The sequence below is a fragment of the Streptomyces mutabilis genome, assembly GCF_014649815.1.
GTDB lineage: Bacteria > Actinomycetota > Actinomycetes > Streptomycetales > Streptomycetaceae > Streptomyces > Streptomyces mutabilis.
Genome location: NZ_BMTT01000001.1, coordinates 125,529 through 150,675, shown reverse-complemented (window position 1 = coordinate 150,675; position 25,147 = coordinate 125,529). Strand labels below are relative to the sequence as shown.

The window sequence follows — 25,147 nt, the reverse complement described above, 5'->3', positions numbered from 1 at the left end:
ATGTCCGACGTGACCCGGCAGCCCGGCGGCACCCCCGCCGAGCAGGAGACGCAGTACCCCGGCGCACGCGGTGCGGCCGTCCCGGACACCGGCCGGGCGGCCGAGACGCCCCCGGCTCCCGGAGCCCGGGCGGACCACGCAGCGGGCGCCCGCGCCGACACCACCCCCGGCGCGCGGGCCGACGGGGCGGCACTCCCCCGGCCCACCGGCGAATCCACCACCCCGACCGGCACCCCGACCGGCGTCACGGGGGCGGTCCACGGTGGCGGCGCGCTCCTCCCGCACGAGGCGTGCGACGAGCTCGGGCAGCGGCTCCAGCACGCGGTGGCCGGCTTCGTCGACGCGCCGCGCGCCAGCGTGGAGGAGGCGGACCGCGTCCTGGAGGAGATCACCGCCCGCTTCACGGACGCCGTGGCGCACCGCCGGCGCACCCTGCGCACGTCCTGGCACGACACCGGCCCGGGCGACCGCGCGACGAGCACCGACACCGAACAACTCCGCCTCGCCCTGCGGGACTACCGCGAGCTGGCGGACCGCCTGATGCGCCTGTGACCGACGGGCGTCACCGCTCCGCCCGGCGCTCCCGCCACTGCCGTACGACCTCTTCGACGTCGTAGGGCTTGAGACCCAGCGGGGGGCCGGGCGGCGGCTTGAACATGACGTCGCGGATCTTGACGTTGATCTCCTCGACGATGCGGCGCACCACCCGTTCCGACGGGGCGTTCGCCGCCGCCTCCAGGGCGTCCTCCGCCTCCTTGCGCAGCGCGAGGGTCGGGGGCAGCACGGAGAAGCCCTCACGGGCCATCTTCCGCTTGACCCACCAGAGTTCGTCGTAGGTGCCGTCCATCTCGCCGGGCAGGGGTTCGCCCGCGCCGGGCAGGTCGGCGAACTCGCCCCGCTTGTCCGCCTCACGGATCTGTTTGTCGACCCAGGACTCGAAGTCGACGCCAGGTGGCTTTCGCTCGGTCATGACCTCATTGTGCCGGACACGGCACCGGCGGCCGACTTATCATGCGGCGGCGATACGTCAACGTGGGACGTCTCTGAAGGAGCGCACGTGCTCGAACTCACCATGGCCGCCGTCACCGCGGCGGACGCGGGCGCCACGGCCGGCATGCAGATGGCCGAGGCGCCCAGCGAGCCGGGAGCGGTGCTGCGGGTGGGCAGGGACAAGTCCGTGTGCCGGCTGTCGACGCCGGACGACTGGCTGTTCGTTTCCCGGGTCCACCTGGAGTTCCGCTGCGGAACCGGCGGCACGTGGCAGCTGACGTGGCTGCGCGGCTCCCAGCCCGACCCCTCCTCGGAGGTCCGGCTCACGTTCGGCGGCCACACGCGGCCCGTGTCCTACGGCGGCACCGTGCCGCTGCCGAGGGGCGGGAGCGGCGACATCGTCGTCCAGGACCGCACGGAACCGCGCAGCGTCAACGTCGGCTTCCACCACGAGGCCTGAGCGCGCGCCTTCCCCACGTGGCCCATGAGCGCGCGCCGCCCTCACTGCAGCACGCGGGCCAGCGCGAAACCGTCGTAGCCCTTGCTGCCGACCGTCTGGATCGCCGTACCGCTCAGCCGCGGGTGGCTGCCGATCATCTCGATCGCGGCACGGCTGCCGCGCACGTCGTCGCCGGTGTCACCGGCGTCGGCCACGCGGCCGCCGCGGACCACGTTGTCGACGACGATCAGGCTGCCGGTGCTGGTGAGCCTCAGGGCCCACTCCAGGTAGTGCGGGTTGTTGCCCTTGTCCGCGTCGATGAAGACCAGGTCGAAGGGCGACGGGTTGTCGTCGGCGAGCTTCGGCAGCGACTCCAGGGCCGGGCCCACGCGTACGTCGACGAGGGCGTCGAGGCCGGCGCGGGCGATGCTGCGGGTGGCGACCTCGGCGTGCCGGGCGCTGTACTCCAGCGTGACCAGGCGGCCGTCGGCGGGGAGGGCGCGGGCCAGCCAGATGGTGCTGTAGCCGCCGAGGGTGCCGATCTCCAGGATGGTGCGGGCGCCCTGGATCTGCGCCAGGAGCTGGAGGAGCTTGCCCTGGGTGGCGGTGACGTTCACCGGCGGCAGCCCGGCGGCGTCGCTTTCCCGCAGGGCGGCCTCCAGGGCGTCGTCGGCGGGGGAGAGCTGGGCGGTGAAGTAGGCGTCGACGTCGTCCCAGAGCTGCGAGTCGCTCATGCGGGGCCTCCCGTGTGCGTCGTTAGCTTTTCTAAGTAGGTGCGCTAACGAAGATAACCGGGGGACGGTGTGCGCCGGGGCGTTCCGACGGGCGTGTTTCGGTCGAGCGGGGTGGGCGGGTGGGCGCTGTCCGCACCCGCCACAGGTCCCGTCCTACGCGCCCTCGCGCGCGTCCACCGCCGGGGCTGAGCCCGGCAGCGGCTGTCCAGCCGACTCCGACATGAACCACACCGCCACGCCGCCGACGACGGCCGCGGCCATCATGTAGTAGGCGGGCATCATCATGTCGCCCGTCGCCCCGATCAGTGCCGTCACCACCAGCGGCGTCGTCCCGCCGAACAGGGACACGGACACGTTGAAGCCGATCGACAGCGAGCCGTACCGCACCCGCGTCGGGAAGAGCGCCGGCAGTGCGGACGGCATCGACGCGGTGAAGCAGACCAGCAGCAGGCCCAGCGCGGCCATGCCCAGCCCCACCGCCCACAGGCTGCCGTCACGGATCAGCAGCAGCGCCGGCACGGACAGCAGCAGGAACCCCGCGCAGCCCGCCGCGATCACCGGACGCCGCCCGACCCGGTCGGTCAGCGCGCCCGCGAAGGGCTGGACGACCATCATCAGCGCCATCACGGCCAGCACCACGAGCAGCCCGTGCGTCTCGTCGTACTTCAGTTCGCTCGTCAGGTAGCTCGGCATGTACGACAGCAGCATGTAGTCCGTGACGTTGAAGACCAGTACCAGGCCGACGCAGAGCAGCAGCGCCTTCCACTGCCCGGTGACCATCTCCCGCAGCGGCACCTTCACCCGGGCCGCCTCCGACTTCTCGACCTCGGCCGCGAACGCCGGCGTCTCCTCCAGCCGCATCCGCAGGTACAGCCCGATGATGCCCATCGGCCCCGCGATCAGGAACGGTATCCGCCAGCCCCACGACGTCAGGTCGCCGTCCGACAGCAGTGCCGTCATCAGCGTCACCAGACCCGCGCCGCCGATGTACCCGGCCAGCGTGCCGAACTCCAGCCAGCTCCCCAGGAACCCGCGCCGCTTGTCCGGCGCGTACTCGGCGATGAAGGTGGAAGCGCCCGCGTACTCACCCCCGGTGGAGAATCCCTGCACCAGCCGTGCGACCAGCAGCAGCACCGGCGCCCAGACGCCGATGGTCGCGTACGAGGGGATCAGGCCGATGGCGAACGTACCCGCCGCCATCATGATCATCGTCAGGGCGAGGACCTTCTGCCGCCCGACCCGGTCCCCGAGCGGACCGAAGACCATGCCGCCGAGCGGCCGGACCAGGAACGCCGCCGCGAAGGCGCCGAACGCCGACAGCAGCTGCGCCGTCGGGTTGCCCGACGGGAAGAAGACCTTGCCCAGCGTCACGGCGATGTAGCTGTAGACGCCGAAGTCGAACCACTCCATCGCGTTGCCGAGCGCCGCCGCCTTGACGGCACGCCTGACGAGCGCGGGATCGGTGGCGGTGGGCGTGCCGTCGGCACGGGAGGGGTGTGGCGCGGACGGTGCGGGGGTCGTGCGGGACGGATGAGCGACGATGGGGGCGGCCGACAACGCTTCGCTCGCCTACCTTTCGACGGGAACAGGGACGCCCCGACCCGCACGGCGGCACTGTCGCCGGGCCGGAAGGAACCCGCGGCCACTCGGCCACGGGCAGAAAGGCGACCATAGGCGCTGACGCGCCGCTTACGCCCGGTATGCACTTCGTTGCCCAATGCATCAAAAGGGTGTGCACGCAGGGACGTCCGCGCGCCACGGAGCGCTCCTTCCCTGCGTGACCTGTGATCCTTCTCGCTCCCAGAAGAGGCAACCGGCCCTCTCCCGCACTATCGTCGTTCGAACAAACGGCTGGAAGGCGGACGAAACCCGGGCAGGAGAAAAAACACGGCGAAAAGCGAACGGCGGTCAGGTTGAGTGGGGGTTACCTGCGTCTCCCCCCGGGGGGTGGTGCGAGCCTCATAGGGTTCGCAAGGACGACACATCGCGTGCACGGGCGCGATGCGAACGGGGCGGGAGGCCGACGGGGCGTGGCGAATGCGGAGCACAGTGGGCGACCGGCGGAGGCTTTCGGAGCCCGGGCCGTCGATGCGACCAGGGCGCGGATGCGCGTGGCCCGCCTCGGCCTGTGGCTGGTCGCCGCCATCCTCGCCGTCCGGCAGCTGGCCGCGGTCCTCAGCACCCCGAGCGGAGAACGGCTGACGGACCTGGAGACCTGGGTCGGGGAGCACGGTGTCCTGCACGTGGAGGGCTCGCTGTACGAGTCCACGCAGTTCACCGGCACACCCTTCGTCGGCCTGGTACTCAAACCCTTCACCCGCGCCGCCGAGCAGGCCCTCGGCTGGGGCTGGACCTTCGGCTCACTGCTGCTGGTCGTCGCGCTCGGCCTGGTCGCCGCCCGAGCCCTGCCGCGGCCGGTGGGACGCCGCACGGCGCTGCTGGCGGCGCCGGTCGCCGTGAGTCTGCTGATGCTGTCCCTGCCGGTGCGCAACGCCCTGTGGCTCGGCCAGACCAGCATCCTCCCCGTCCTGCTCGTGCTGCTGGGCTGCTTCGCCGTACGGGGGGAGCACGCCGACCGTGTCGGCGGCGTACTGATCGGCGTCGCCGCCGCCTTCCAGCCCACCGTGCTCCTCTTCGTGCCCCTCCTCTGGTTCACCGACCGCAGACGCGCCGCCGTGTCCACCGGCGTCACGTTCCTCGCCTGCACCGCCGTCGCCTGGGCGGCGATGGCGCAGGACTCGTACACCTACTGGGTCCACCACATGGCCGGCGTGGGCCTGGGCGGCGAGGCCGACGACCTCGCCAACCAGTCGCTGCACGGCGCCCTGCTGCGCCTCGGCCTGAACGGCCCGCTGGAGATCGCCCTGTTCCTCCTGCTCGGCGCGGCCGTCGCCGTCCTCGCCCTGCGCCGCGCCGTGCGCTACGCCCGCGACGGCCAGCTGCTCCTCGCCGTCGCCGTCACCGGCTGCGCGGCCGTCGTGGTGTCCCCGGCCACCTGGCAGCACCAGTTGCTGTGGGTGCTGCCCGCGCTCGTCGGCCGGGTCGGCAAGCGCGCCTCCGACCGCCTGGTGTGGCCGGTCGCCGTCGTCCTCGTGATGACGCTGCCCGCGAAGATGATGCTGCCGAACATGGCGGCCCTGTACCCGCTGCGCGACAACATCGTCCTGCTCGCGGCGCTGGCCGCGGCCGTCGCCGTGCCCTTCCTGCCGCGCACCTCGCCGTACTTCGACAACCCGGTCCCCACGAGCTACGCCCCGCCCGTCCCGGCCCGCTTCAAGCACGTCCCCCTCCTCCCCTTCCTGCGCCGGGTCCTCACCCGCCCCAACCTCCTCCTGGAACTGCTCCTCATCCGGGTCACCTACGCCGCCTACTCCCGGGTCCGCCTCGCGGCGACCGGCGGCAGCAACTCGGCGGGCCGGGCCCGCGCGGAGGAGCACGGCTGGCAGATCCTCGACATCGAGCGCTTCCTGCACCTCGACATCGAGCACGCGATCAACCACGCCGTGGTGAAGATCGGCTGGCTGCGGGACTTCTTCGACTTCTACTACACGTCGTTCCACTTCGTCGTCCCGCTGGCCGTCCTCGGAGTCCTGTACTGGCGCCGCCCGGTCGACTACCGCTGGGCCCGCGCGTCCCTCGGCTTCACCACGCTGCTGGCCCTGGTCGGCTTCTGGCTGTACCCGCTGGCGCCGCCGCGCCTGATGCCGGGATTCGGGATCATCGACACGGTGCACGGCGTGCAGGACTTCTCCAAGCCGGACTACGGCACGCTGACCCACGTCACCAACCAGTACGCGGCGATGCCGTCGCTGCACTTCGGCTGGTCGCTGTGGTGCGGGGTGGCGATCGCGGTCATCGCCCCGAAGCTGTGGATGAAGGCCCTCGGTCTCCTGCACCCCCTCTTCACCGCCGCGGCGATCGTGGCCACCGGCAACCACTGGGTGCTGGACGCGGTGGGCGGCGCGGCGGTCGTGGCGGCGGGCTTCGGCCTGGCGTACCTGTTCCAGGGCCCGAGGGCCCGGGTGACCACGGCGGCGGCCGAGGAGACGGCGGCGGCGAAGGGCGCGGCCGCCGTCGCGGACACGGTCGCAGACAAGGAGGCCGCCCCCGTCCCGTCCCCGGCCAAGGACACGGAGGACGCGGTGGACAGGGCGGACAGGGCGGACACCGAGGACGCTTCCCCGCGCGCCGAAGACCTCAGCAGCGGCGCCCCGTCCCCGGTGAAGGACCGTAACGGGAGCTGAGCCGGTACTCGCCGGGTGCCTCGACCGTCAGGCGGGTGAACTCGCCGTCCCGGGCGAGGCACCCGCCGTCGGCCCGCAGCCACGGCGACCAGGCGACCCGCACGGTCACCGAGCCGGGCCGGTCCACGCGCAGTACCAGGTCGGCACCGGAGGTGGCCACGACGGTGCCGGGCTCGGAGACGAGCGGTACGGCGTCCCGCACGCGGAACACCCGCCAGTGCTCGTCCTGCCAGACGGGTTCCAGCCAGTCGGGCCGCAGCTCCGGGTCCCGCACGAGGGCCGCCTCGGCCTTGGCGGACCCGTCCGGCTCGGCCAGCGGAAGCACCACGAAGCCGACCGCCCAGCGGTCCAGCCAGTCCCGGTAGGCGGTCGCGGAGAAGGTCCCGTCGTAGAAGAGGCGGCCGCGTTCCACGTCGAGCTGCCGGTTCCAGCCGCGGGCCAGGTTGACGTGCGGGGCGAGCCCGGCGGCCTCGCGGTGGTCGCGGGCGGGCACCACCTCTACGCGGCCGCGGTCGGCGCCGAGCCCGTCCAGCGCCCGTACGACACCGTCCGTCTCGACGGCCCAGGCGGGCACCGCGGTGTACTCCGTCAGGTCGTCGGCGGTCTTCTTCCCCGTCCACCCCACGGAGAAGACGAGGGCGACGATCAGCAGACCGCACGCGCTCCGCCGCGCCCGGTCCGTGCCGAGCAGGGCCGCGAGCAGCGCCGGGGGTGCGAAGTACTCCGCGAACCGCTCGACGTTCGTGCCGATGGGGGAGGCGACGGCGTACGTCAGCACGATGCCGGCCGCGTACACGCCCCCGCTCCACCGCGCGACCCGCCAGGCACGCGGAGCCAGCACGGTGACGGCGAGGCCGAGCGCGACCGGCGGCCATATTCGGCCCGCCGGCATCGGCTGCTCCCCGTCGAAGGGGAACAGCAGCGTGGTCAGCCCGACGACCGCGGCGGGCGGCACGAGGAGCACGAGGGCGCGCCCCCAGTCCCGTACGAGCAGGAACCCGGCCCCGACGACGGCCAGGAACAGCCCGGCCACCGGCGACGCCATGGTGGCCAGCGCCGCGTACCCGGCGGCGAGCACCAGCCGCCGCGCCCGGACCAGGAACACGCAGGCCGCCAGTCCGAAGGCGAGGCCGAGCGCGAAGGTGGTGCGCCCCGAGGCGACGTTGCACCACAGGGCGAGGGAGGCGAGCAGGGCGACCCACGGGGGCCTGCGCACGCCGGTCCGCGTGATCAGCACGGCCGCCAGCCATGCGGCGGCCAGCCCGGACAACGCGGTGACCGTGCGCACGCCGAGCGCGGCCATCAGGTACGGCGAGATGACGCTGTAGTTGGCGGTGTGCACCCCGCCGTACCAGAACAGTCCGTAGGCCGAGGATCCGTGCCGTGAGACGAAGTCGGTCCAGGCCTCCTGCGCGGCGAGGTCACCCCCGCCGGTGGCGAGAAACACCCACCACACCGCGTACAGCGGGATGGTGGGCAGCGTGACGAGCAGGGGCACGCGATGCCGGCGTCCGAAGGCACGCAGGGCATCGCTCGGGCGTCTCTCCCGGCGCCGCTCGGGGCTCGGGAGGGTCGTCAGGGCGGCAGGGGCCACGGTCGGGTTTCCGTTCGGTGTCATCGAGGTGCACGGCGGGGGCACGTGCGAAGACGATGATTCGAACGGAAACGTTGATCGGGTCCCGGCCGGATCAGTGGGCGGCGGTGGCGGCCCAGTCGACGAAGGCGGCGAACGCGGCGGGGGCCAGGGGGATGATCGGCCCCGCCGGGTTCTTGGAGTCGCGGACGGCGACGGCGGGGTGGCGGGGGAGGTCGGCGACTTCGAGGCAGTTGCCGCCCTGGTCGCCGCTGTAGCTGGACTTACGCCACTGGATCTCCGCCGCTGTCGCCTTGCTCTCCATGGCTTTCCTCCATCAAGCTCCGGATGAGCTCCGCCGATTCTCTGAGGGAGAGCGCGGAGGCCTGGAGATGATCGTATCGGAGTGAGCAGTCCTTGACGGTGTTCGGATTGGCGGTCGGATGCCCGCTTCCATATCCCTCGGTATAGACGATGGACGGGTCCCTCGCGAAACGGTAGACGTCGAACGAGCCTTGTAGCCCCGCGTGTGCTCCTGCCGAGAAGGGCAGGATCTGGATGTTGATCCGTGGGGTGCTCTCGAAGGCCAGCAGGTGGGCGAGTTGGTCCCGCATGACGCTCCGGCCGCCGATCGCCTGGCGCAGCGCGGCCTCACTGAGCACGGCCCAGAAGACCGGCGGCTCTTCCTTGTCGAAGATGTTCTGGCGGGCGATCCGGACGGCGGTGCGGTCGTCGAGGTTGCTCCGGTCCAGTGCGCCCAGGACAGCACGCGCGTAGGCCTCGGTCTGCAGCAGACCGTGGATCATGTGCGTCTCGAACGAGTAGATCTCGGTGGCTCTCGCCTGCAACTCGGCCACTTGTTGGAACCAGGCCGGCTGTTGGCTGCGCATCACGAGAGTGACCAGCCGGGACAGCAACCCGCCCGTCCCCAGCGCCGCGTCGACACGCTCGCTGAACTCCGGCGTCGGCAGTTTCCGCGCCGTCTCGATCTGACCGACGAGCGACCCGGTGTAGTTGACGATGTCGCCCAGCTGCCGCTGCGTCAGTCCGGCGGCCTCGCGGTGGCGACGCAGCTCGAAGCCGTAGTAGTCGAGCGGCGAGGCACCCGGGTCCAGGACGTTGATGTGGGTCACGCACAGCCCCCTTCGCGCACAACTCGGTCCACTGGGGCACCGGTTGTATCCGTTCCGTAGCCCACCGTAGTCGTCCGGCGTCAGGCTCGTGCCGTGAACGATTACTTTCCCTCGGTCCTCGTGGGCCACCGCCCGGCAGACCAGTACCGGATGAGTTTCACGGCCGGAGCGCACTCGGCGCGGCACGTGAGGCGCATCGTGCGTTCGTACCTGCGCCAGTGGGACCTCGCCGGGCTGGCCGACGCGGTGGAACTCGGCGTGACCGAACTGCTGGCCAACGTCGTACGTCATGTCCCGGACCGCCGCTGCACGCTGCTGTTGCAGCGGCGGGCGGACGGCGGCGGGGTCCGGGTGGAGGTGGCGGACGGGAGCCCCCGGCAGCCCGTACCGGTCGCGCCGGTGAGGGACGACTCGGAGTGCGGCCGGGGCCTGGTGCTGCTGGACGCGGTGGTGGACGAGTGGGGTGTGGCGCCCGGCCTCGGGGACGGCAAGACCGTGTGGTTCGAGTGCGGTGGGGCGTCCCCCGCCCCGGAAGCGGGGGACGTCCGGTGATCACACCGCTGCGGTGTGCCCGGTGATCGGGCAGGCGCCGGCCGATGCCGTGGCTGCCGCCGTACCGAAGGAGGCGGTCCTGGCGGTGGGCGCCGTACCGCCGATCTGCTGGAGGATCTCGTCGGAGAGCAGGTCCTCCTTGCCCTTGAGGGCGTCGGCGACCTTGAGGTCGGTGTTGAAGACCATCTCGGCGGCGATGTTGTCCTGGACGATGCGGGCCAGGTTGTCGAGGGCGACGAAGATCGGGTCCGAGGGGGTCTCCACGGTCGGCAGGTCGATGAGGTGGGTGTCCACCTTCGCCTGGTTCATGGTGCGGCGGATGATGATGGACGCCTGGTTCAGCTCGGCCGTGGTCCAGATCGACAGGACCGTGACGTAGAGGTCGCTCCACGCCTTCTCGCCGATCAGCGTGCGCCACCGCTTCATGAGACCTTCGATGCCGGTGATCTGCGCGGTGGCGGCGAAGGTCATGTTGACGCGGATGGACGGGTAGACCGCGGCGGCGAACCGGTTGAAGGACACCATGTCGAACGACTCGGCCGTGACGGAGGCGTCGATGAACTTGACGGCCTCACTGAGGATCTTGTCGCAGGAGTTCTCCAGGTCCAGGGGGAGGTTCGCGGTGCCGAGCTTGGTGTGTGCCGTCCGGAGCGTGGATGCGAAGGCGTTCAGCGGGGTGATCCAGCCCTTGTCGCCCGGCGCCTTGGTGACGACCATGTCGAGATCGTGCGGGTCGATGCGGTCCGCGTTGGGGATGTTGGGGACCTGGTCGCTGAGGTAGGCGGCGAGTACCGAGAAGACGCCCAGCGGTACGTGGGCGATCGACTTGGCCAGTTCGAAGTACTCCGGGATCGGGTCGACGGTCTCGACCTGTGTGCCGTTGTTGATGAGGGTGAAGCGTCCGCCGACCGCGTTGTTGGAAACGACGATGACGGGACTGAGTTGCGTCGTCAGTTCGCTCTTGAGCGTCGCGTAGTTGGCGCGCATCCTCGCGTTGACGGCGCGTATCGCGTCGCGTGCCGCCTTCTCGTCGGTCGCGGTGGCTCCCGCGGTGGCCGCCGAGGCGGTGGAGGCCGATTGGCCGGTGAACAGCGTTGCCGCCCCGACGGCCGACGCGGTACCCAGAAATCCTCTACGTGTTGCCATGCCCCGTCTTTCTGCTTGCTTCGTGAGTGAAAGTGCCGTTTGGCGATGTGGGGGGGCGTGGGGGGAGTTCAGGGTGGGGGGATTTCAGGGTGGGGGTGGGTCAGAGCCTGAGGCCAGGCCAGGTCAGGCCAGGGTCAGGTCAGGTCAGGGACTTCTGCGACGGCACGACGACTCCGTAGAGGTCCTGGACCGTGGCGAGTGCCGCCTCGTGGACCTGCTGTGCCGGGATGCCGTTCGGGTTGCCCTCCAGGGGCAGCGGCCGGGTGGCGGAGGCGTCGGCAACCACGGTCGGAGCGTTGCCGTTGAGGAAGGCGCCCTGAGCGGTGAACAGGGTGCACATGTTCGTCATGAACCCGGCGATGATGACGTTCTTGTTGCCGGCCTTCTTGACCTGCTCGGCGAGATCCGTTCCGTGGAACGCGTTGGGGACGCTCTTCTCCACGACGGGCTCGCCCTCGGCCGGCTTGAGCGCCGGAATGATCTGGCCCGCCTGCGACTTCAGGTCGTAGCCCTTGTCGACGATGTGGATGACCGGGGTGCCGGCCTTGCGGGCCCGCTGCAGCAGCGCTTCGGCGTTGTCCACCGCCGGCTTCCAGCCGTCGAGTTCCATCACACCGGAGGTGTAGGTGTTCTGGTAGTCGACGAGGATGAGCGTCGCGTCGGAGAGCGTGGCCGGGGTATCACCGAGTTCGTTGAGCTCGCGCAGCGTCGTCGTGTCCTTCGCGACGTTCGTCGCGGTGGTGGCGGAGGCCGACGGCTCGTCCTTGGCGGTGGCGGCCTCGGAGTCACCGCCGCACGCGGTGGCGGTGACCGAGAGGACGGCGGCGGCGGCGAGCGCGACGGCCGGACGGAGCAGCTTCATCAGGAGATCTCCTTCTGCGACGGAACGACGACCCCGTACAGGTCGGCGATGGTGGCGAGGGCGCTGAGGTGCACCTGGCGGGCGTCCAGTTCGGTGCCCGCGACCGGCAGCGCGCGGGTGGCGCAGGCGTCGGCGACGACCGTGGGGCGGTTGCCGCGCAGGAAGGCGCCCTGGGCGGTGAAGGCCACGCACATGTGCGTCATGAAGCCGGCGAGGACGAGGTCGGTGTTGCCGGCGGCGTCGACATGCTGGTCGAGGTCCGTGCCGACGAACGCGTTCGGCGCCTTCTTGACGACGACGGGCTCACCGTCGAGCGGTGCGACGCCCGGGTGGATCGAGCCGATCTCGGCGCGGATGTCGTAAGGGGTGCCCTCGCCGCCGTCGTTGACGACGTGGACGACCTTCGCGCCCTCCTGACGGGCCCGCGCCAGCAGTCGGGCACCGGCGTCGAGTGCGTCCTGCCAGCCGTCCAGCTCCATCACGCCGGTCGTGTAGGTGTTCTGGTAGTCGATCAGGACCAGGGTCGAGCCGGCGAGCTTCGCGGGGGTGTCGTCGAAACCGTTGAGCTGGCGCAGGGTCGTTCTCGGCATGCGAAACCGCCTCATGTGGCTTGTCGGGAAAGGCAGTTCACCGGCTCGGTGACCTGCGCCTATGACGCTACGGACCACCTGCGGTGTCGGCAATGTCGTCTAACATGCAGAAACCGACACCGGTGTCGCCGAGCGTGGGGGGTTCCTTGCACACCGTCAGCCGACTGATCGCCATCGTCCTCTTCGAAGACGTCGACCTGCTCGACGTCACCGGACCGCCGGAGGTGTTCTCCCTCGCGCGACGGGAGACGGACGAGGCGGCGGGCTACGACGTCGTCCTCGCCGCCGAGACCATGGACCCGGTCACCACCGGCGCGGGGGTCCGGGTCCTGCCCGACGTCACCTTCGACGAGCTGTCCGGGCGGAGCATCGACACCCTGATCGTGCCCGGCGCGGTGGAGGTCGACGGTCAGCGCGCCGTCCATCCGCGCACCGACCCCGCCGTGGTGGACCGGGTGAGGCAACTGGCCGAGCGGACCCGACGGGTCACCTCCGTCTGCGTCGGGGCCCACATCCTCGCCGCGGCCGGACTCCTCGACGGCAAGCGCGCCACCACCCACTGGTCGACGGCGCAGCAGTTGGCCGCCGATCACCCGGCCGTCGAGGTCGACGCCGACCCGATCTTCATCCGCGAGGGCGATGTCTGGACCGGCGCCGGCATCAGCGCCTGCCTGGACCTTTCCCTCGCCCTCATCGCCGACGACCTCGGGGAGGCCGTCGCGCTGCGTGTCGCCCGGCAGCTCGTGATGTATCTGAAGCGGCCCAGCGGGCAGAGCCAGTTCAGCGTTCCCCTGGAGCAGGTCTCCACGACGCGGCGCATCGAGGACCTCCGGCACCACATCATGCGCCACATCGCCGAACCGCTCACGGTCGCGGACCTCGCCGCGTGCGCCCATGTCAGCGACCGGCAGCTCACCCGGATCTTCAAGAACGAACTCGGCACGACACCGCACGCCTACATCGAGTCGGTCCGCGTCGAGGCGGCGCGCCGACAGCTCGAATCCACGGACGCCACCTTGGAACGTGTCGCCACCGCCTGCGGTTTCGGCACCGTCGACACCCTGGTGAGGGCCTTCCGCCGCCGACTCGACACGACCCCGACCGAGTACCGCCGCCGCTTCAGGACCGGCACGATCGCCCATATGTAGCCCGTTTCGTCCGGATCGGCGGGACGCGGCTCGGTGCGCCCGTTGTCAGACGCTGCCGACGGCAACACCGCCCATGGACGCCATCCGCACCACCCCGCCGCGGCCGGTCGACGTGACCGCGCTCTTCCCCCGACGGGCCGTGGCCGCAACTCGCCCGCGTACCGCCCGCGAGGAGCTCTACTGTTCCGGGCCTTGCCCGCCGTGGGCCCGGACTCGGGCAGCACGACGGCTGCCCCGCCCACGGGGTCCCCCCACTCGCGCCCAGCCGTGAGCACTCCACCTCCCGCTGTCCTCGCCGCGCTCATCCGAGCGCGTGGGTGACACTCGCCTCCTCGGTGTTCACGCCTTTCCCGTGGGGCCGTACTGCGCGGCCGTCGCCCCTGTCGCCAAGGCCCAGTCGTTAAGTGGGGCGGCTCACCTCGTCGGCCTTCTCGAACGTGACCGGCGCCTCGAACGCCGCCCGGCGGGTGGCCCGGCGCAGCGCCTTCAGGAGCGGGGTGCCGAGGGTGAGGGTCAGGGCCACCGTCACGGCGGCGCGGCCTCCGTCCCAGCCGAGGGACGTGGCCAGGCAGTACGCGAAGAAGCGGGCCAGGTTGTCGGGGATCGACGCGTCCGGGTCGAAGGCGATGTTCGAGGCGAGCGTGTTCATGAAGGTCCAGCCAGCGAGGTTCATGACCGTGCCGTAGGCGAAGGCGGCCAGGAAGCCGTACGCGGCCAGCATGAGCAGTTCCGCCCGGTCGCGCAGCCGGTCGGGGCCGGGCAACAGGCCCGCGCCCATCGTGAACCAGCCCATCGACAGCATCTGGAACGGCATCCACGGACCCACCCCGCCGGTGAGCAGCGCGGACGCGAACATCGTGACCGAGCCGAGGACGAAGCCGAAGCCGGGGCCCAGGACCCGGCCGCTGAGGACCATGAGGAAGAACATCGGCTCCAGGCCGGCCGTCCCCGCGCCGATCGGGCGCAGTGCCGCGCCCGCCGCCGCCAGGACGCCCAGCATCGCCACCGCCTTGGGGCCGAGGCCCGACTCCGAGATCGTCGCCGCCACCACGGCCACCAACAGCACCAGCAGGCCCGCGAACAGCCACGGCGCGTCCTGCGCGTGCGCGTTCAGGGAGGCGTCCGGCGGGGCCAGGAAGGGCCAGCCGAAGCCCGCCGCACCGACCGCGCTGACCAGCGCGAGCGCGGCGACGGAGCGCGGGCCGAGGCGGACCGCGCGGGCCTGGCGGTCGTGCGGTGAGGACGGCCCCGTCATGCCAACGCCTCCCGTACCTGCGCGACCGTGAGCCACTTCCGAGGCGCCAGCACCTTGGCGACCTGCGGCGCGAAGGACGGCGAGGCCACCACCACGTCCGCCGCCGGGCCGTCGGCGATCACCTCGCCCTCCGCGAGCAGCACCACGCGGTGGGCCAGCTCGGCCGTCAGCTCCACGTCGTGCGTGGCGAGCACGATCGCGTGTCCCTCGGCGGCCAGGGAGCGCAGGACGCCGGCCAGCCGGGCCTTCGCCGCGTAGTCCAGGCCGCGCGTCGGCTCGTCCAGGAGGAGGAGGGGAGGGCGGGCGGTCAGGACGACGGACAGGGCGAGCGTGAGGCGCTGGCCCTCGGACAGGTCGCGGGGGTGGGTGTCGTCGGTGACGCCGGGGAGCAGGTCGGTGAGCAGGGTGCGGCAGGTGCCGGGGGGCGCCTCCGCGTCCCGGTCGGCGGCCTGGCACTCGGCGGCGACCGTGTCGGCGTACAGCAGGTCGCGCGGCTCCTGCGGGATCAGGCCGACCCGGCGGACGAGGTCGCGGGGGGCCGTGCGGTGCGGTACCGCGCCACCGGTCCGGACGGAACCGGAGGACGGTTCGACCAGGCCGACGAGTGCGGAGAGGAGGGTCGACTTCCCGGCGCCGTTGCGGCCCATCAGGGCGACCGTCTCGCCCGGGGAGACGGTCAGGTCGACGTGGCGCAGCGCCTGGACCCGGTCGCGGCGGACGGCGAGGGAACGGACCTCGGCTGCGTACGGCGAGGCGGCGGCGGGCGTCTCCACCCGCTTTCCGCGCCGCCACCGACGGGAGGGGGCGGGCCGGAGCGCGGGGGGCGCCGGCCGCGAGGCGGCCGGTGCGGCCGGTGGGGTGCGGTCCGGGATCTCCCGGTCGGCCAGCCGGTCCCGCAGCGGGGCCGCACGGCGGCGGGCGTCCCGGATCGTCAGGGGCAGCGGGGACCAGCCCGCCAGCCTGCCCAGGTCCACCACCGGGGGGTACACCGGGGACACGGCCATCACCTCCGCCGGGGGACCGAGCAGCGGGGGCTCCCCCGGGGCCGGGAGCAGGACGACCTGGTCGGCGTACTGGATGACCCGCTCCAGTCGGTGCTCGGCCATCAGGACCGTCGTACCGAGGTCGTGGACCAGGCGCTGGAGGACCGCCAGGACCTCTTCCGCCGCCGCCGGGTCCAGGGCGGAGGTCGGCTCGTCCAGGACCAGCACCTCCGGGTGCGGGGTGAGGACCGAGCCGATGGCGACCCGCTGCTGCTGGCCGCCGGAGAGCGTGGCGATGGGGCGGGACCGGAGGTCGGAGAGGCCCAGCAGGTCCAGGGTCTCCTCGACGCGGCGGCGCATCACGTCCGGCGGCAGGCCCAGGGACTCCATGCCGTAGGCGAGTTCGTCCTCGACGGTGTCCGTCACGAAGTGGGACAGCGGGTCCTGGCCGACCGTGCCGACGACGTCGGCGAGTTCGCGCGGCTTGTGGGTGCGGGTGTCGCGGCCGGCGACCGTGACCCGGCCGCTCAACGTGCCGCCGGTGAAGTGCGGGACGAGGCCGCTGACCGCGCCGAGGACGGTGGACTTGCCGACTCCCGAGGGCCCTGCGAGCAGGACCAGTTCGCCTTCCGGGACCGCGAAGTCGATGCCCCGGACGGTGGGTTCGGTCGCACCGTCGTACGTGACCGACACGTCCTCGAAGCGGATCACGACGGCTCCTTCACAGCGGTCTCGGGCGTGGGGGTGACGAACGCGGGGAGCAGGCCGATCAGTACGGCCGCCGCCGGCCACAGGGGGAGGGACGGCGCGACCAGCGGGACCACGCCCGGGTGCAGCGCCGCCGGGTCGCGGGCGGCGGCGAGGAAGAGCAGGGCCGCGACGGCGGCGCCGGACGCGGTGACCAGCCAGGCGCGGGCGTCCCAGCGGTCCGGGCGGTAGCGGGTGCGCACGGTCCGGCGGCCACCGAGCCACAGGCCCCCGAGAGCGGCGGCGACTCCGGCCACGAGGACGGGGACGCCGTACGTGCCGCCCGCGGCCGTCAGCAGCCCGTACGTCCCCGCGCAGACGCCGAGCAGGCCCGTGAGGGTGAGCGCGGCGGTGGTGCGGCGTACGGCGGCCGGGACGTCGGCGGTACGGCCGTAGCCGCGGGCGTCCATCGCGGCGGCGAGGGCGACGGAGCGCTCCAGGGCGCCCTCCAGTACGGGCAGTCCGACCTGGAGCAGGCCGCGTACGCCCCTGTCCGGGCGGCCCCTGAGGCGGCGGGCGGCGCGCAGGCGCTGGATGTCGGCGATGAGGTGCGGGGCGAAGGTGAGGGCGACGACGACGGCCACACCCATCTCGTACAGGGCGCCGGGGAGGGACTTGAGGAGGCGGGAGGGGTTGGCGAGGGCGTTCGCGGCCCCGACGCAGATGAGGAGGGTGGCCAGCTTCATCGCGTCGTACAGGGTGAAGGCGAGGCCCTCGGCGGTGACCCGGCCTCCGAGGCGGATGCCCTGGGCCCAGTCGGGGAGGGGGACTTCGGGGAGGGTGACGAGGGTGTGCGTGCCGGGGATGGGTGAGCCGAGGACCGTGGTGAAGAGGAGGCGGATGAGGAGGACGGCGAGGGCGAGCTTGACGAAGGCGCCGTAGGAGCGGGACCACGGCGCGTGGGGGCGGCGGGTGACCACGACGTAGGCGGAGACGGCGATGAGGAGGGCGAGGAGGAGCGGGTTGGTGGTGCGGGTGGCGGCGGTGCCGAGGGCGAGCGCCCAGAGCCACCAGGCGCCGGGGTGGAGGGCCCCACGACCTCCCGCGGGCCGCGGCGCTTGTGCGGCGCCGTTGCCCGTGGGCTGAGCGGGCTGCCCGTTACGGGGCATTCCTGCGCCGCCTCGCCTGCCAGGTCGCCGCTCCGGCCAGGGCCGCCACGATCGCTGCGCCCGCATAGAGGCCTACCGACGGGCCGTCGGATTCGTCCTCCGCGGCCTTCCGGTCCGACGGCTCGGTGGGCGTCGGCTCCCTCTCCGCCGGGACCTGCTCCCCGCACCCCGACTTCGGATACCCCGCGATCGCGCAGAGCAGGGCGCTGTTGTCGTACCTGAGCGAGCCCGCCGCGGCGGCCAGGGCGTCGGCCGTCGTCGCGTCGGGGGAGACCCGGGCGCAGGCCGTGCGCGGGGCCGGCGGCGTCTCGCCGGACGGGGCGTCGGAGGCCGTACCGAAGTCGAGGACCAGGGCGACGCGCTTGGTGCCGTCCTCGGCCGGTGTACTCGCGCAGATCGACGCGAACTCCGCCGTGCCGCGGGGCTGGGCCGCGTCGCCGGAGTTCACGCTCACCGCGAAGCGGAAGCCCTGGACATCGCCGTCGGAGGGGCGGGCGAGGGACGGGCCCTGGGTGGCGTAGACCCACTTGTCGCCGTCGCGGTCCCAAGAGGACCAGTAGCGGTAACCGGCGGCCTGTACCTGGCCCGCGCTCCCGATCAGCAGGAACGCGGCCAGGAAGAGGAGTACGACGCGGCGGGTCACGGCTGCTGCTTCTTGTTGCGGCCGCTGAGCAGGAAGCCGATGCCGATGCCGAAGGCCAGGCAGACGCCGACGAACCACCAGACGCCGAAGCCGGAGTCGTCCTTCTTCTCGTCCTCGTCCGCGGCCTTGGCGCTCGCGGTGGCGGTGTCCTTAGCCGCCGCCCCCTGCGGAGCCGGCCCCGTCGCGTTCAGCTTCTCCACCAGGTCCGTGCCGCCGAAGGCGCGCGGGTCGGCGCCCGTGGCGTGCGCGGCGAGGATCAGCTGGGCGTAGGCGGCCGGGCCGCTGCCCTCGGCCCACTTCGCGGCGTTCTTCTCCAGCCAGGCCAGCGGCTTCGCCGCCTTGTCCGCGCCGCCCTGCGCGGCGAGCGCCACGACCGCGTCGGCGGTGTTGCCGTAGTCGGGCTGTTCGGCGGAGCCGCCGAGAGCCGACTTGAGGTGACCGTCCTTCGCGAGGGCGTCGGCGAGGTACGCGGCGCCGTTCGCGGCGGCCTGCTCGCGGGTGGGCTCGTCCGCGTCGGTGCAGCCGGCGCCGCCGGCCTTCTCGCCGGCCTCGGTGACCAGGCCCTTGCCGAGCGCGCCGAGGACGCCGGCGGCCGTGGCGTCCGCGTTGGCGAGCAGCTTGCCGTCCTGGTTCGGGTACCCGAAGGCGCCGCCGTCCTCGGCGCAGGGCAGGGCGGAGGCGAGCAGCGCGTCGTACGGGGACTTGCCGGCCTTCCTGACCTTCTCCGGGTCGGTCTCCGTGGCGGTCAGGGCGCCGATGACGACGGAGGTGGAGTTGGCCTCGCTGGGCCCGCCGGGGGTGTAGCCCCAGCCGCCGTCCTTGTTCTGCACGGACTTCAGCCAGGCCAGGGCGGACTCGACGACGTCACCGTGGCCGCCCACGGCCCACAACGCCTGGACGGCGGCGGCCGTGCTGTTGGTGTCGACCATGGTCTTGGCGTCGCAGGCCTTGGCCGGGTCGGCGCGGAAGGGGGCGAAGCCGCCGTTGTCGCACTGCTGGTCCGTGAGCCACTTCACGGCCTTCGGTGACGGGACCACGCCCGCCGTGTCCTGCGCGAGCAGCGCGAGGGACTGGCGCCACACGCCGTCGAACTGCGGGTCGGCCGACCCGTACAGCCCGGACGGACCGGACGCCGACGTGGACGGTGACGGATCGGCGGCGACCGCGGGCGCGGCGACGCCGATCACGGCTATGGCGGCCAGAACCGTGGCGCTGCTGCGACGGCGGACGTTCATGAGCGGCGGGTGCCTTTCCCTGTGCGGGGCCGGACAGCACGGGGCACCCCCGGCGGCTCGGCCCCGTATGCCTCGACGGTGCCCGTGCACGGCGGGCGCCGGGCACGTGAGCCGGTCACGTCCGCGCGGGGCAGTCCGGCTCACCGTCCCAGGAAGGCGGCCTCGACGGCCTCGTGGGGGCGGCTCACGGTTGCGGGTCAGCGCCGGAATTGCACCGGCTTCCCCCCGTACGGGTGTGATGACGACGCGGCCACTTTACCCGGAGGCAACCGGACCGGACCCGTGCGCTCGCTCACGCTCCTCCGCCCCCGTCGCAGGGGGCTCCCCGGCCCCCGTCACGTCGATCAGCCGGCACGCCGTCTCGATGTCCACCCCCACCTGGGCGATCGACGCGCGTCCGGAGAGCCAGGCGATGAGGGTCGAGTGCCAGGTGTGCTCGATGACGCGGACCGCCGAGAGCTGCTCGGCGGTGGGACGGTCCAGGCCGCCCATGGCGTCCAGGATGATCGCCGTGGTCCGGCGGGACACCTGGTCGACCTCTGGGGAGACGCTGCGGTCGGCGAAGGTCAGGGCGCGGGCCATCGCCTCGGCCAGCCGGGGTTCGCGCTGCAGGGCGCCGAAGGCCCGCATCAGGGTCTGCGCCACCCGGACCGCGGCCGTCTCCCCGGCCGGCGGGCTCTTGCGCAGCGTCCCGTGCAACTGCTCCAACTGGTCCTGCATGGTCGCGACCAGCAGGTGGACCTTGGACGGGAAGTAGCGGTACAGCGTGCCGAGGGCGACCTCGGAGGACTCCGCGACCTCGCGCATCTGCACCGCCTCGAAGCCGCCCCGGCAGGCGAGCCGGGCGGTCGCGTGCAGGATCCGGCGGCGACGCGCCCGCTGCCGCTCGGTGAGGGGCGGGGCGGGGGAGCGGTGCGCGGGGCCGGACCCGGCCGCTTCCGGGTTGTCCACCTCGGTCACCTTCTCCCCGCCGTCAGGCCCGGCGCCGTGTCCGGCGCGGTCTCCGGCGCCGGGGCGCGCCGTGGCGTGAATCACCTGATCCACTCGTCGCAGCGCCCCTACCTGCCGGTAGATTCGGAGCCTCTGAACGATCAAGTCTGAAACTTGTTCTAGATTAACGTCCCGGCATAGTGTCGCGGGACAGCGCAGTGAGAAGGGGGCCAGGGTGACCGCTGAGGCCAGTGGGACGGGTCCCCGTCCGGAGCCCGCCGCTGACGGCTTGCGACCGCTCCGCATCGCGCTCCTCACCTACAAGGGAAACCCGTTCTGCGGCGGCCAGGGCGTCTACGTCCGCCACCTCTCACGCGAACTGGCCCGCCTCGGCCACCGGGTCGAGGTGATCGGCGCCCAGCCCTACCCCGTGCTCGACGACGGCCCGGACCACGGCCTCGGGGACCGGCTCTCCCTCACCGAGCTGCCCAGCCTCGACCTCTACCGCCAGCCCGACCCCTTCCGCACCCCGAAGCGCGACGAGTACCGGGACTGGGTCGACGCGCTGGAGGTCGGCACCATGTGGACCGGCGGCTTCCCGGAGCCACTGACCTTCTCGCTGCGCGCCCGCCGCCACCTGCGCGCCCGCCGCGGCGACTTCGACGTCGTCCACGACAACCAGACGCTCGGCTACGGGCTGCTCGGTGACGTGGGCGCCCCCCTCGTCACCACCGTCCACCACCCCATCACCGTGGACCGGCAGCTCGAACTGGACGCCGCCGAGGGCTGGAAGCGGCGGTACTCCGTACGCCGCTGGTACGCCTTCACCCGCATGCAGAAGCGCGTGGCGCGCCGGCTGCCCTCCGTGCTCACCGTCTCCGGCACCTCACGTCAGGAGATCATGGACCACCTCGGCGTACGCGGCGACCGCATCCACGTCGTCCACATCGGCGCCGACACCGACCTCTTCTCGCCCGACCCGTCGGTGCCGAAGATGCCGGGCCGGATCGTGACCACGTCCAGCGCGGACGTGCCGCTCAAGGGCCTGGTCTTCCTCGTCGAGGCGCTGGCGAAGGTGCGCACCGAGCAGCCCGCCGCCCACCTCGTCGTCGTCGGCAAGCGGCCGGCCGAGGGGCCCGTCGCCCAGGCGATCGAGCGGTACGGCCTCGAGGACGCCGTCGAGTTCGTCAAGGGCATCTCCGACGCCGAACTGGTCGACCTGGTGCGTTCGGCCGAGGTCGCGTGCGTGCCCTCCCTGTACGAAGGGTTCTCGCTGCCCGCCGCCGAGGCCATGGCGACCGGCACGGCGCTGCTGGCCACCACCGGCGGGGCCGTCCCGGAGGTCGCCGGACCCGACGGGGAGACCTGTCTCGCGGTGCCGCCGGGCGACGCGGGCGCGCTGGCCGCCGGACTGAACCGGCTGCTCGGCGACCGGCAACTGAGGGCCCGGCTCGGCGCGGCCGGACGCGAGCGCGTGCTGCGGCACTTCACCTGGGCCCGCGCCGCCGAGGGCACGGCCGCCCGCTACCGCGAAGCCATCGGTCCCTCGGCCACCGTCCCCGCCACCACCCCCACCAGTGACACCGGCGTCTACCCCGAAAGCAGGGCCACGTGCTGACCGTCGACTTCTCCCGGTTCCCGCTCGCCCCCGGCGACCGCGTCCTGGACCTCGGCTGCGGCGCCGGCAGGCACGCCTTCGAGTGCTACCGGCGCGGCGCCCGCGTCGTCGCGCTGGACCGGAACGCGGAGGAGATCCGCGAGGTCGCCAAGTGGTTCGCCGCGATGGAGGAGGCCGGCGAGGCCCCGGCCGGCGCCACCGCCACCGCGATGGAGGGCGACGCGCTGGCCCTGCCCTTCCCGGACGAGTCCTTCGACGTCGTCATCATCTCCGAGGTGATGGAGCACATCCACGACGACAAGGGCGTCCTCGCCGAGATGGTCCGCGTCCTCAAGCCCGGCGGACGCATCGCGATCACCGTCCCGCGCTACGGCCCCGAGAAGGTCTGCTGGACGCTGTCCGACGCCTACCACGAGGTCGAGGGCGGTCACATCCGCATCTACAAGGCCGACCAGCTCCTCGCCCGCATCCGCGAGGCCGGCCTCAAGCCCTACGGCACCCACCACGCGCACGCGCTGCACTCGCCGTACTGGTGGCTGAAGTGCGCCTTCGGCGTCGACAACGACAAGGCGCTGCCGGTGCGGGCGTACCACAAGCTGCTGGTCTGGGACATCATGAAGAAGCCGCTGGCGACGCGCGTCGCCGAGCAGGCGCTGAACCCGCTGATCGGCAAGAGCTTCGTGGCGTACGCCACCAAGCCGCACCTGCCGCCGGTGGACGCCGCGTGACGACCTCGCGCACGCCTCGCACCGAACACCTCGTCCTGCCCGGCGTCCTCACCGAGGCCGAGGCCGCCGCGACCGTCCGCGGCATCCTCGCCGTACAGCGCGAGGACGGCGCGATCCCGTGGTTCCGCGGGCACCACCTCGACCCCTGGGACCACACCGAGGCGGCGATGGCCCTGGACGCGGCCGGCGAACACGACGCCGCCGAGCGGGCCTACGAGTGGCTGGCCCGGCACCAGATCCCGGACGGCTCCTGGTACGCCGCCTACGCCGACGGCGCCCACGACGACGTCACCGACCGGGGCCGCGAGACCAACTTCGTCGCCTACGTCGCCGTCGGCGCCTGGCACCACTACCTCGCCACCGGCGACGACACGTTCCTGGACCGGATGTGGCCCGTCGTCCACGCGGCGGTCGAGTTCGTGCTGGGCCTCCAGCAGCCCGGCGGACAGATCGGCTGGCGGCGCGACGACGACGGCACCGGCGCCACGGACGCGCTGCTGACCGGCAGCTCCTCCGTCCACCACGCGCTGCGCTGCGCCCTCGCCATCGCCGAACAGCGTGAAGAACCGCAGCCCGACTGGGAGTTGGCGGCCGGCGCGCTCAGGCACGCGATCCGCCGCCACCCGGAGCGGTTCCTGGACAAGGACCGCTACTCGATGGACTGGTACTACCCGGTGCTGGGCGGCGCGCTGACCGGCACGGAGGCCAGGTCCCGCATCGCGGAGAGCTGGGACCGCTTCGTGGTCCCCGGTCTCGGCGTGCGCTGCGTCGTCCCCAACCCGTGGGTGACCGGCGGCGAGTCGGCCGAACTCGCCCTCGCCCTGTGGGCGATCGGCGAGTCCGACCACGCCCTGGAGATCCTCCAGTCGATCCAGCACCTGCGGGACGCGGACAGCGGCCTGTACTGGACGGGTTACGTCTTCGACGACGACGCCGTATGGCCGCGCGAACTCACCACCTGGACGGCCGGCTCGCTGCTCCTCGCCGTCGCCGCGCTGGGCGGGCACGAGGCCACCTGCCAGGTCTTCTCCGGCGACCGGCTGCCGAGGGGGCTGGACCCGGACTGCTGCGTCTGAAGGCCGCGCCGCCGGGCGCGGCTCAGTGCCGGTGGAGGCGGTTGGCGACGGCGTGGCCGACGAAGAGGTAGACAACGGCGGCCAGTCCGTAGCCGGCGACCACGCGGGCCCAGGCCTCGTCGAACGTGAACAGGTCTCGTGACCAGCCGGCCAGCCAGTTCGCGGCGTCATGGACGAACCGCACCAGGTCGTTGGCCCGGTTCGCGTCCAACAGGTACATCAGGATCCACAGTCCGAGGATGACGGCCATGATGTCCGCGATCACCGCGACGGCCGTTCCGGCGGAGTTGGAGCCACTGCGACTTCGAGGGGACATGCCTTCCGCCTGACCCCGGATGTCCGTTCGAAACCAACGGCGACGGCCCCTCGCCCGGAAGCTCCGGTGGGCGAGGGGCCGTTGACGTCGGACGGCTGGCGGGCGCGGTCAGCCGCGCTGGATGCCCGAGGTGTCCTGCAGCACGCCCCGGCGGCCGTCCTGCGTCTGCGCGACCAGGTTGGCGCCGCGCTGCTCGACCGCCAGGTACCAGGTGCCCGGCGCGAGTTCGGCGATCGGCGTGGGGTTGCCGTCCTCCGCGAACAGCGGACGCGGCACCGGCACGGCGAACCAGAACGGCGAGAAGTCCCCGGCCGGCTGCGCCTGCTGCGGGGCCTGGGCCTGCTGCGGGGCCTGCGGCTGCGGCTGGCCGCCGCCGAAGGACTGACCCGGCTGACCCGGCTGACCGGGCTGCCCCGGCTGGGCACCGTACGGCTGCTGCTGCGCGCCCGGGTAGCCGTAACCACCCTGCGGCTGGCCGCCGTAGGGCTGCGGCGCGGCCGGACGGGCGGCGGGGATCAGGGAGCCCTTGAGGGCCGGGACCAGCGGCGTGGCGACGGCCGCGACGGCCATGACCACAGTGGCGACGAGGGCGAGGATCAGGCCCAGGCCGGCGCCGAGATCGCTGGTGAAGCCCCCGTCGCCGTCGAAGGCGCCCGCCGGGTCGAAGATGTTGCCGAGCGCGCTCCAGGCGGCGAAGAGCGTGAACGCGACACCGAACTGGCCGAGGTCCAGCCCCGCCACCTTCTTGGGCTGCGGCAGGGCGCGGGCCACGATGATGAGCGCGGTGCCGATGATGCCCGCGAGGACGACACCGAGCACGACCGCCCCACTGCCCCACAGGCTGGGAATGTCGGCGTCGTCCGGAGCGCCGTCGATCGAGTAGATGTCGAGGAACGACGCGATGAACAGCAACACCGCTGCTCCGATCACCACGCCGTCGCCTCGAGTGAGGGAGCGGATATTCACTTCAGGTCCTTCGTAGGTCGTCTCGTCGTCGGTAGAGGCGTCGCTGTCACCATGTCGCCGTCAGGGTCCGGAGTGAAGCGCGGGGGTGGCCCCTCATCGTACGGATGACACTATCGTTCAGGCGTCGGGC

25 protein-coding genes are annotated in these 25,147 nt (G+C 72.5%); 8 read left to right on the top strand and 17 right to left on the bottom strand.

Annotation, left to right across the window (positions count from 1 at the left end; all coding sequences use genetic code 11):
• Positions 1 to 552, top strand: a complete 552-nt coding sequence (locus IE142_RS00700; RefSeq protein ID WP_191883889.1) for a hypothetical protein — start codon at positions 1 to 3, stop codon at positions 550 to 552.
• Between the two features lie 10 nt (positions 553 to 562).
• On the opposite strand, the gene IE142_RS00695 is transcribed toward IE142_RS00700, so the two are convergent.
• Positions 563 to 970, bottom strand: coding sequence for a DnaJ family domain-containing protein (locus tag IE142_RS00695; protein ID WP_191883888.1), 408 nt, complete (start codon positions 968 to 970; stop codon positions 563 to 565).
• A gap of 87 nt (positions 971 to 1,057) precedes the next feature.
• Here IE142_RS00695 and IE142_RS00690 point away from each other — a divergent pair, with 87 nt between their 5' ends.
• The gene (locus IE142_RS00690) at positions 1,058 to 1,450 is read left to right on the top strand and encodes a hypothetical protein (protein WP_191883887.1); all 393 of its coding nucleotides are present in this window, start codon (positions 1,058 to 1,060) and stop codon (positions 1,448 to 1,450) included.
• 41 nt (positions 1,451 to 1,491) lie between these two features.
• Here IE142_RS00690 and IE142_RS00685 read toward each other — a convergent pair whose 3' ends face one another.
• Positions 1,492 to 2,163 carry an O-methyltransferase gene (locus IE142_RS00685; protein WP_191883886.1) on the bottom strand — a complete coding sequence of 224 codons (672 nt, stop codon included), beginning with the start codon at positions 2,161 to 2,163 and terminating at the stop codon, positions 1,492 to 1,494.
• Between the two features lie 153 nt (positions 2,164 to 2,316).
• Positions 2,317 to 3,720 (bottom strand): glycine betaine/L-proline transporter ProP, encoded by a 1,404-nt coding sequence (proP, locus tag IE142_RS00680; protein WP_191883885.1) that lies wholly within the window; start codon positions 3,718 to 3,720, stop codon positions 2,317 to 2,319.
• A 473-nt stretch (positions 3,721 to 4,193) separates the two neighbouring features.
• Here proP and IE142_RS00675 point away from each other — a divergent pair, with 473 nt between their 5' ends.
• The gene (locus tag IE142_RS00675) at positions 4,194 to 6,407 is read left to right on the top strand and encodes a bifunctional glycosyltransferase 87/phosphatase PAP2 family protein (RefSeq protein ID WP_191883884.1); all 2,214 of its coding nucleotides are present in this window, start codon (positions 4,194 to 4,196) and stop codon (positions 6,405 to 6,407) included.
• On the opposite strand, the gene IE142_RS00670 is transcribed toward IE142_RS00675, so the two are convergent.
• The 3 genes from IE142_RS00670 to IE142_RS00660 form a co-directional block, all read right to left on the bottom strand.
• On the bottom strand, positions 6,361 to 8,025 hold the full coding sequence (locus IE142_RS00670) for a DUF8823 domain-containing protein (RefSeq protein ID WP_370466212.1): 1,665 nt from the start codon (positions 8,023 to 8,025) through the stop codon (positions 6,361 to 6,363). The genes IE142_RS00675 and IE142_RS00670 overlap by 47 nt on opposite strands.
• 70 nt (positions 8,026 to 8,095) lie before the next feature.
• Positions 8,096 to 8,305, bottom strand: coding sequence for a DUF397 domain-containing protein (locus tag IE142_RS00665; protein ID WP_191883882.1), 210 nt, complete (start codon positions 8,303 to 8,305; stop codon positions 8,096 to 8,098).
• Positions 8,265 to 9,113, bottom strand: a complete 849-nt coding sequence (locus IE142_RS00660) for a helix-turn-helix domain-containing protein (RefSeq protein ID WP_191883881.1) — start codon at positions 9,111 to 9,113, stop codon at positions 8,265 to 8,267. The genes IE142_RS00665 and IE142_RS00660 overlap by 41 nt, the downstream gene beginning before the upstream one ends.
• Positions 9,114 to 9,206: 93 nt before the next feature.
• Between IE142_RS00660 and IE142_RS00655 the strand changes: the two genes are divergently transcribed.
• Positions 9,207 to 9,665, top strand: a complete 459-nt coding sequence (locus tag IE142_RS00655; protein ID WP_229830101.1) for an ATP-binding protein — start codon at positions 9,207 to 9,209, stop codon at positions 9,663 to 9,665.
• Here IE142_RS00655 and IE142_RS00650 read toward each other — a convergent pair whose 3' ends face one another.
• From IE142_RS00650 to IE142_RS00640, 3 genes are all read right to left on the bottom strand, one after another.
• Positions 9,666 to 10,811, bottom strand: a complete 1,146-nt coding sequence (locus IE142_RS00650) for a hypothetical protein (RefSeq protein ID WP_229830100.1) — start codon at positions 10,809 to 10,811, stop codon at positions 9,666 to 9,668.
• A 139-nt stretch (positions 10,812 to 10,950) separates the two neighbouring features.
• Complete coding sequence (locus IE142_RS00645; RefSeq protein WP_191883880.1) at positions 10,951 to 11,673, bottom strand: cysteine hydrolase family protein; 723 nt, start codon at positions 11,671 to 11,673, stop codon at positions 10,951 to 10,953.
• A complete protein-coding gene (locus IE142_RS00640; RefSeq protein ID WP_191883879.1) occupies positions 11,673 to 12,263 on the bottom strand; it encodes a cysteine hydrolase family protein in 591 nt (196 codons plus the stop codon). Before IE142_RS00640 ends, IE142_RS00645 begins: the two co-directional genes overlap by 1 nt.
• Positions 12,264 to 12,409: 146 nt before the next feature.
• Here IE142_RS00640 and IE142_RS00635 point away from each other — a divergent pair, with 146 nt between their 5' ends.
• Positions 12,410 to 13,411, top strand: a complete 1,002-nt coding sequence (locus tag IE142_RS00635; RefSeq protein WP_191883878.1) for a GlxA family transcriptional regulator — start codon at positions 12,410 to 12,412, stop codon at positions 13,409 to 13,411.
• A gap of 400 nt (positions 13,412 to 13,811) precedes the next feature.
• On the opposite strand, the gene IE142_RS00630 is transcribed toward IE142_RS00635, so the two are convergent.
• The 6 genes from IE142_RS00630 to IE142_RS00605 form a co-directional block, all read right to left on the bottom strand.
• A complete protein-coding gene (locus IE142_RS00630) occupies positions 13,812 to 14,666 on the bottom strand; it encodes an ECF transporter S component (RefSeq protein WP_191883877.1) in 855 nt (284 codons plus the stop codon).
• Complete coding sequence (locus IE142_RS00625) at positions 14,663 to 16,360, bottom strand: ABC transporter ATP-binding protein (RefSeq protein ID WP_191883876.1); 1,698 nt, start codon at positions 16,358 to 16,360, stop codon at positions 14,663 to 14,665. The genes IE142_RS00630 and IE142_RS00625 overlap by 4 nt, the downstream gene beginning before the upstream one ends.
• Positions 16,357 to 17,505 carry an energy-coupling factor transporter transmembrane component T gene (locus tag IE142_RS00620; protein WP_229830099.1) on the bottom strand — a complete coding sequence of 383 codons (1,149 nt, stop codon included), beginning with the start codon at positions 17,503 to 17,505 and terminating at the stop codon, positions 16,357 to 16,359. The genes IE142_RS00625 and IE142_RS00620 overlap by 4 nt, the downstream gene beginning before the upstream one ends.
• The gene (locus IE142_RS00615) at positions 17,495 to 18,148 is read right to left on the bottom strand and encodes an SCO2322 family protein (protein WP_191883875.1); all 654 of its coding nucleotides are present in this window, start codon (positions 18,146 to 18,148) and stop codon (positions 17,495 to 17,497) included. The genes IE142_RS00620 and IE142_RS00615 overlap by 11 nt, the downstream gene beginning before the upstream one ends.
• The gene (locus IE142_RS00610; RefSeq protein WP_191883874.1) at positions 18,145 to 19,383 is read right to left on the bottom strand and encodes an SCO2321 family membrane protein; all 1,239 of its coding nucleotides are present in this window, start codon (positions 19,381 to 19,383) and stop codon (positions 18,145 to 18,147) included. Before IE142_RS00610 ends, IE142_RS00615 begins: the two co-directional genes overlap by 4 nt.
• A 255-nt stretch (positions 19,384 to 19,638) precedes the next feature.
• Positions 19,639 to 20,343 carry a TetR family transcriptional regulator gene (locus tag IE142_RS00605; RefSeq protein ID WP_229830140.1) on the bottom strand — a complete coding sequence of 235 codons (705 nt, stop codon included), beginning with the start codon at positions 20,341 to 20,343 and terminating at the stop codon, positions 19,639 to 19,641.
• A 205-nt stretch (positions 20,344 to 20,548) separates the two neighbouring features.
• Here IE142_RS00605 and IE142_RS00600 point away from each other — a divergent pair, with 205 nt between their 5' ends.
• From IE142_RS00600 to IE142_RS00590, 3 genes are read left to right on the top strand one after another with little or no spacing between them, the layout of a single operon-like run.
• On the top strand, positions 20,549 to 21,931 hold the full coding sequence (locus tag IE142_RS00600; protein WP_191883872.1) for a glycosyltransferase family 4 protein: 1,383 nt from the start codon (positions 20,549 to 20,551) through the stop codon (positions 21,929 to 21,931).
• Complete coding sequence (locus IE142_RS00595) at positions 21,925 to 22,659, top strand: class I SAM-dependent methyltransferase (protein ID WP_043373537.1); 735 nt, start codon at positions 21,925 to 21,927, stop codon at positions 22,657 to 22,659. The genes IE142_RS00600 and IE142_RS00595 overlap by 7 nt, the downstream gene beginning before the upstream one ends.
• Complete coding sequence (locus tag IE142_RS00590; RefSeq protein WP_191883871.1) at positions 22,656 to 23,735, top strand: prenyltransferase/squalene oxidase repeat-containing protein; 1,080 nt, start codon at positions 22,656 to 22,658, stop codon at positions 23,733 to 23,735. Before IE142_RS00595 ends, IE142_RS00590 begins: the two co-directional genes overlap by 4 nt.
• A gap of 22 nt (positions 23,736 to 23,757) precedes the next feature.
• On the opposite strand, the gene IE142_RS00585 is transcribed toward IE142_RS00590, so the two are convergent.
• Both IE142_RS00585 and IE142_RS00580 read right to left on the bottom strand, forming a co-directional pair.
• Positions 23,758 to 24,051 (bottom strand): hypothetical protein, encoded by a 294-nt coding sequence (locus IE142_RS00585; RefSeq protein ID WP_100046606.1) that lies wholly within the window; start codon positions 24,049 to 24,051, stop codon positions 23,758 to 23,760.
• Positions 24,052 to 24,159: 108 nt separating this feature from the next.
• Positions 24,160 to 25,017 carry a hypothetical protein gene (locus tag IE142_RS00580; protein WP_191883870.1) on the bottom strand — a complete coding sequence of 286 codons (858 nt, stop codon included), beginning with the start codon at positions 25,015 to 25,017 and terminating at the stop codon, positions 24,160 to 24,162.
• Positions 25,018 to 25,147 lie beyond the last annotated feature (130 nt).

Bases quoted from the DNA above. Each gene is read 5' to 3' on its own strand.
- IE142_RS00670 (WP_370466212.1), bottom strand. From the start codon at position 8,025: ATGACACCGAACGGAAACCCGACCGTGGCCCCTGCCGCCCTGACGACC.
- IE142_RS00585 (WP_100046606.1), bottom strand. From the start codon at position 24,051: ATGTCCCCTCGAAGTCGCAGTGGCTCCAACTCCGCCGGAACGGCCGTC.
- IE142_RS00665 (WP_191883882.1), bottom strand. From the start codon at position 8,305: ATGGAGAGCAAGGCGACAGCGGCGGAGATCCAGTGGCGTAAGTCCAGC.
- IE142_RS00640 (WP_191883879.1), bottom strand. From the start codon at position 12,263: ATGCCGAGAACGACCCTGCGCCAGCTCAACGGTTTCGACGACACCCCC.
- IE142_RS00695 (WP_191883888.1), bottom strand. From the start codon at position 970: ATGACCGAGCGAAAGCCACCTGGCGTCGACTTCGAGTCCTGGGTCGAC.
- IE142_RS00700 (WP_191883889.1), top strand. From the start codon at position 1: ATGTCCGACGTGACCCGGCAGCCCGGCGGCACCCCCGCCGAGCAGGAG.
- IE142_RS00620 (WP_229830099.1), bottom strand. From the start codon at position 17,505: ATGCCCCGTAACGGGCAGCCCGCTCAGCCCACGGGCAACGGCGCCGCA.
- IE142_RS00630 (WP_191883877.1), bottom strand. From the start codon at position 14,666: ATGACGGGGCCGTCCTCACCGCACGACCGCCAGGCCCGCGCGGTCCGC.
- IE142_RS00685 (WP_191883886.1), bottom strand. From the start codon at position 2,163: ATGAGCGACTCGCAGCTCTGGGACGACGTCGACGCCTACTTCACCGCC.
- IE142_RS00610 (WP_191883874.1), bottom strand. From the start codon at position 19,383: ATGAACGTCCGCCGTCGCAGCAGCGCCACGGTTCTGGCCGCCATAGCC.
- IE142_RS00650 (WP_229830100.1), bottom strand. From the start codon at position 10,811: ATGGCAACACGTAGAGGATTTCTGGGTACCGCGTCGGCCGTCGGGGCG.
- IE142_RS00645 (WP_191883880.1), bottom strand. From the start codon at position 11,673: ATGAAGCTGCTCCGTCCGGCCGTCGCGCTCGCCGCCGCCGCCGTCCTC.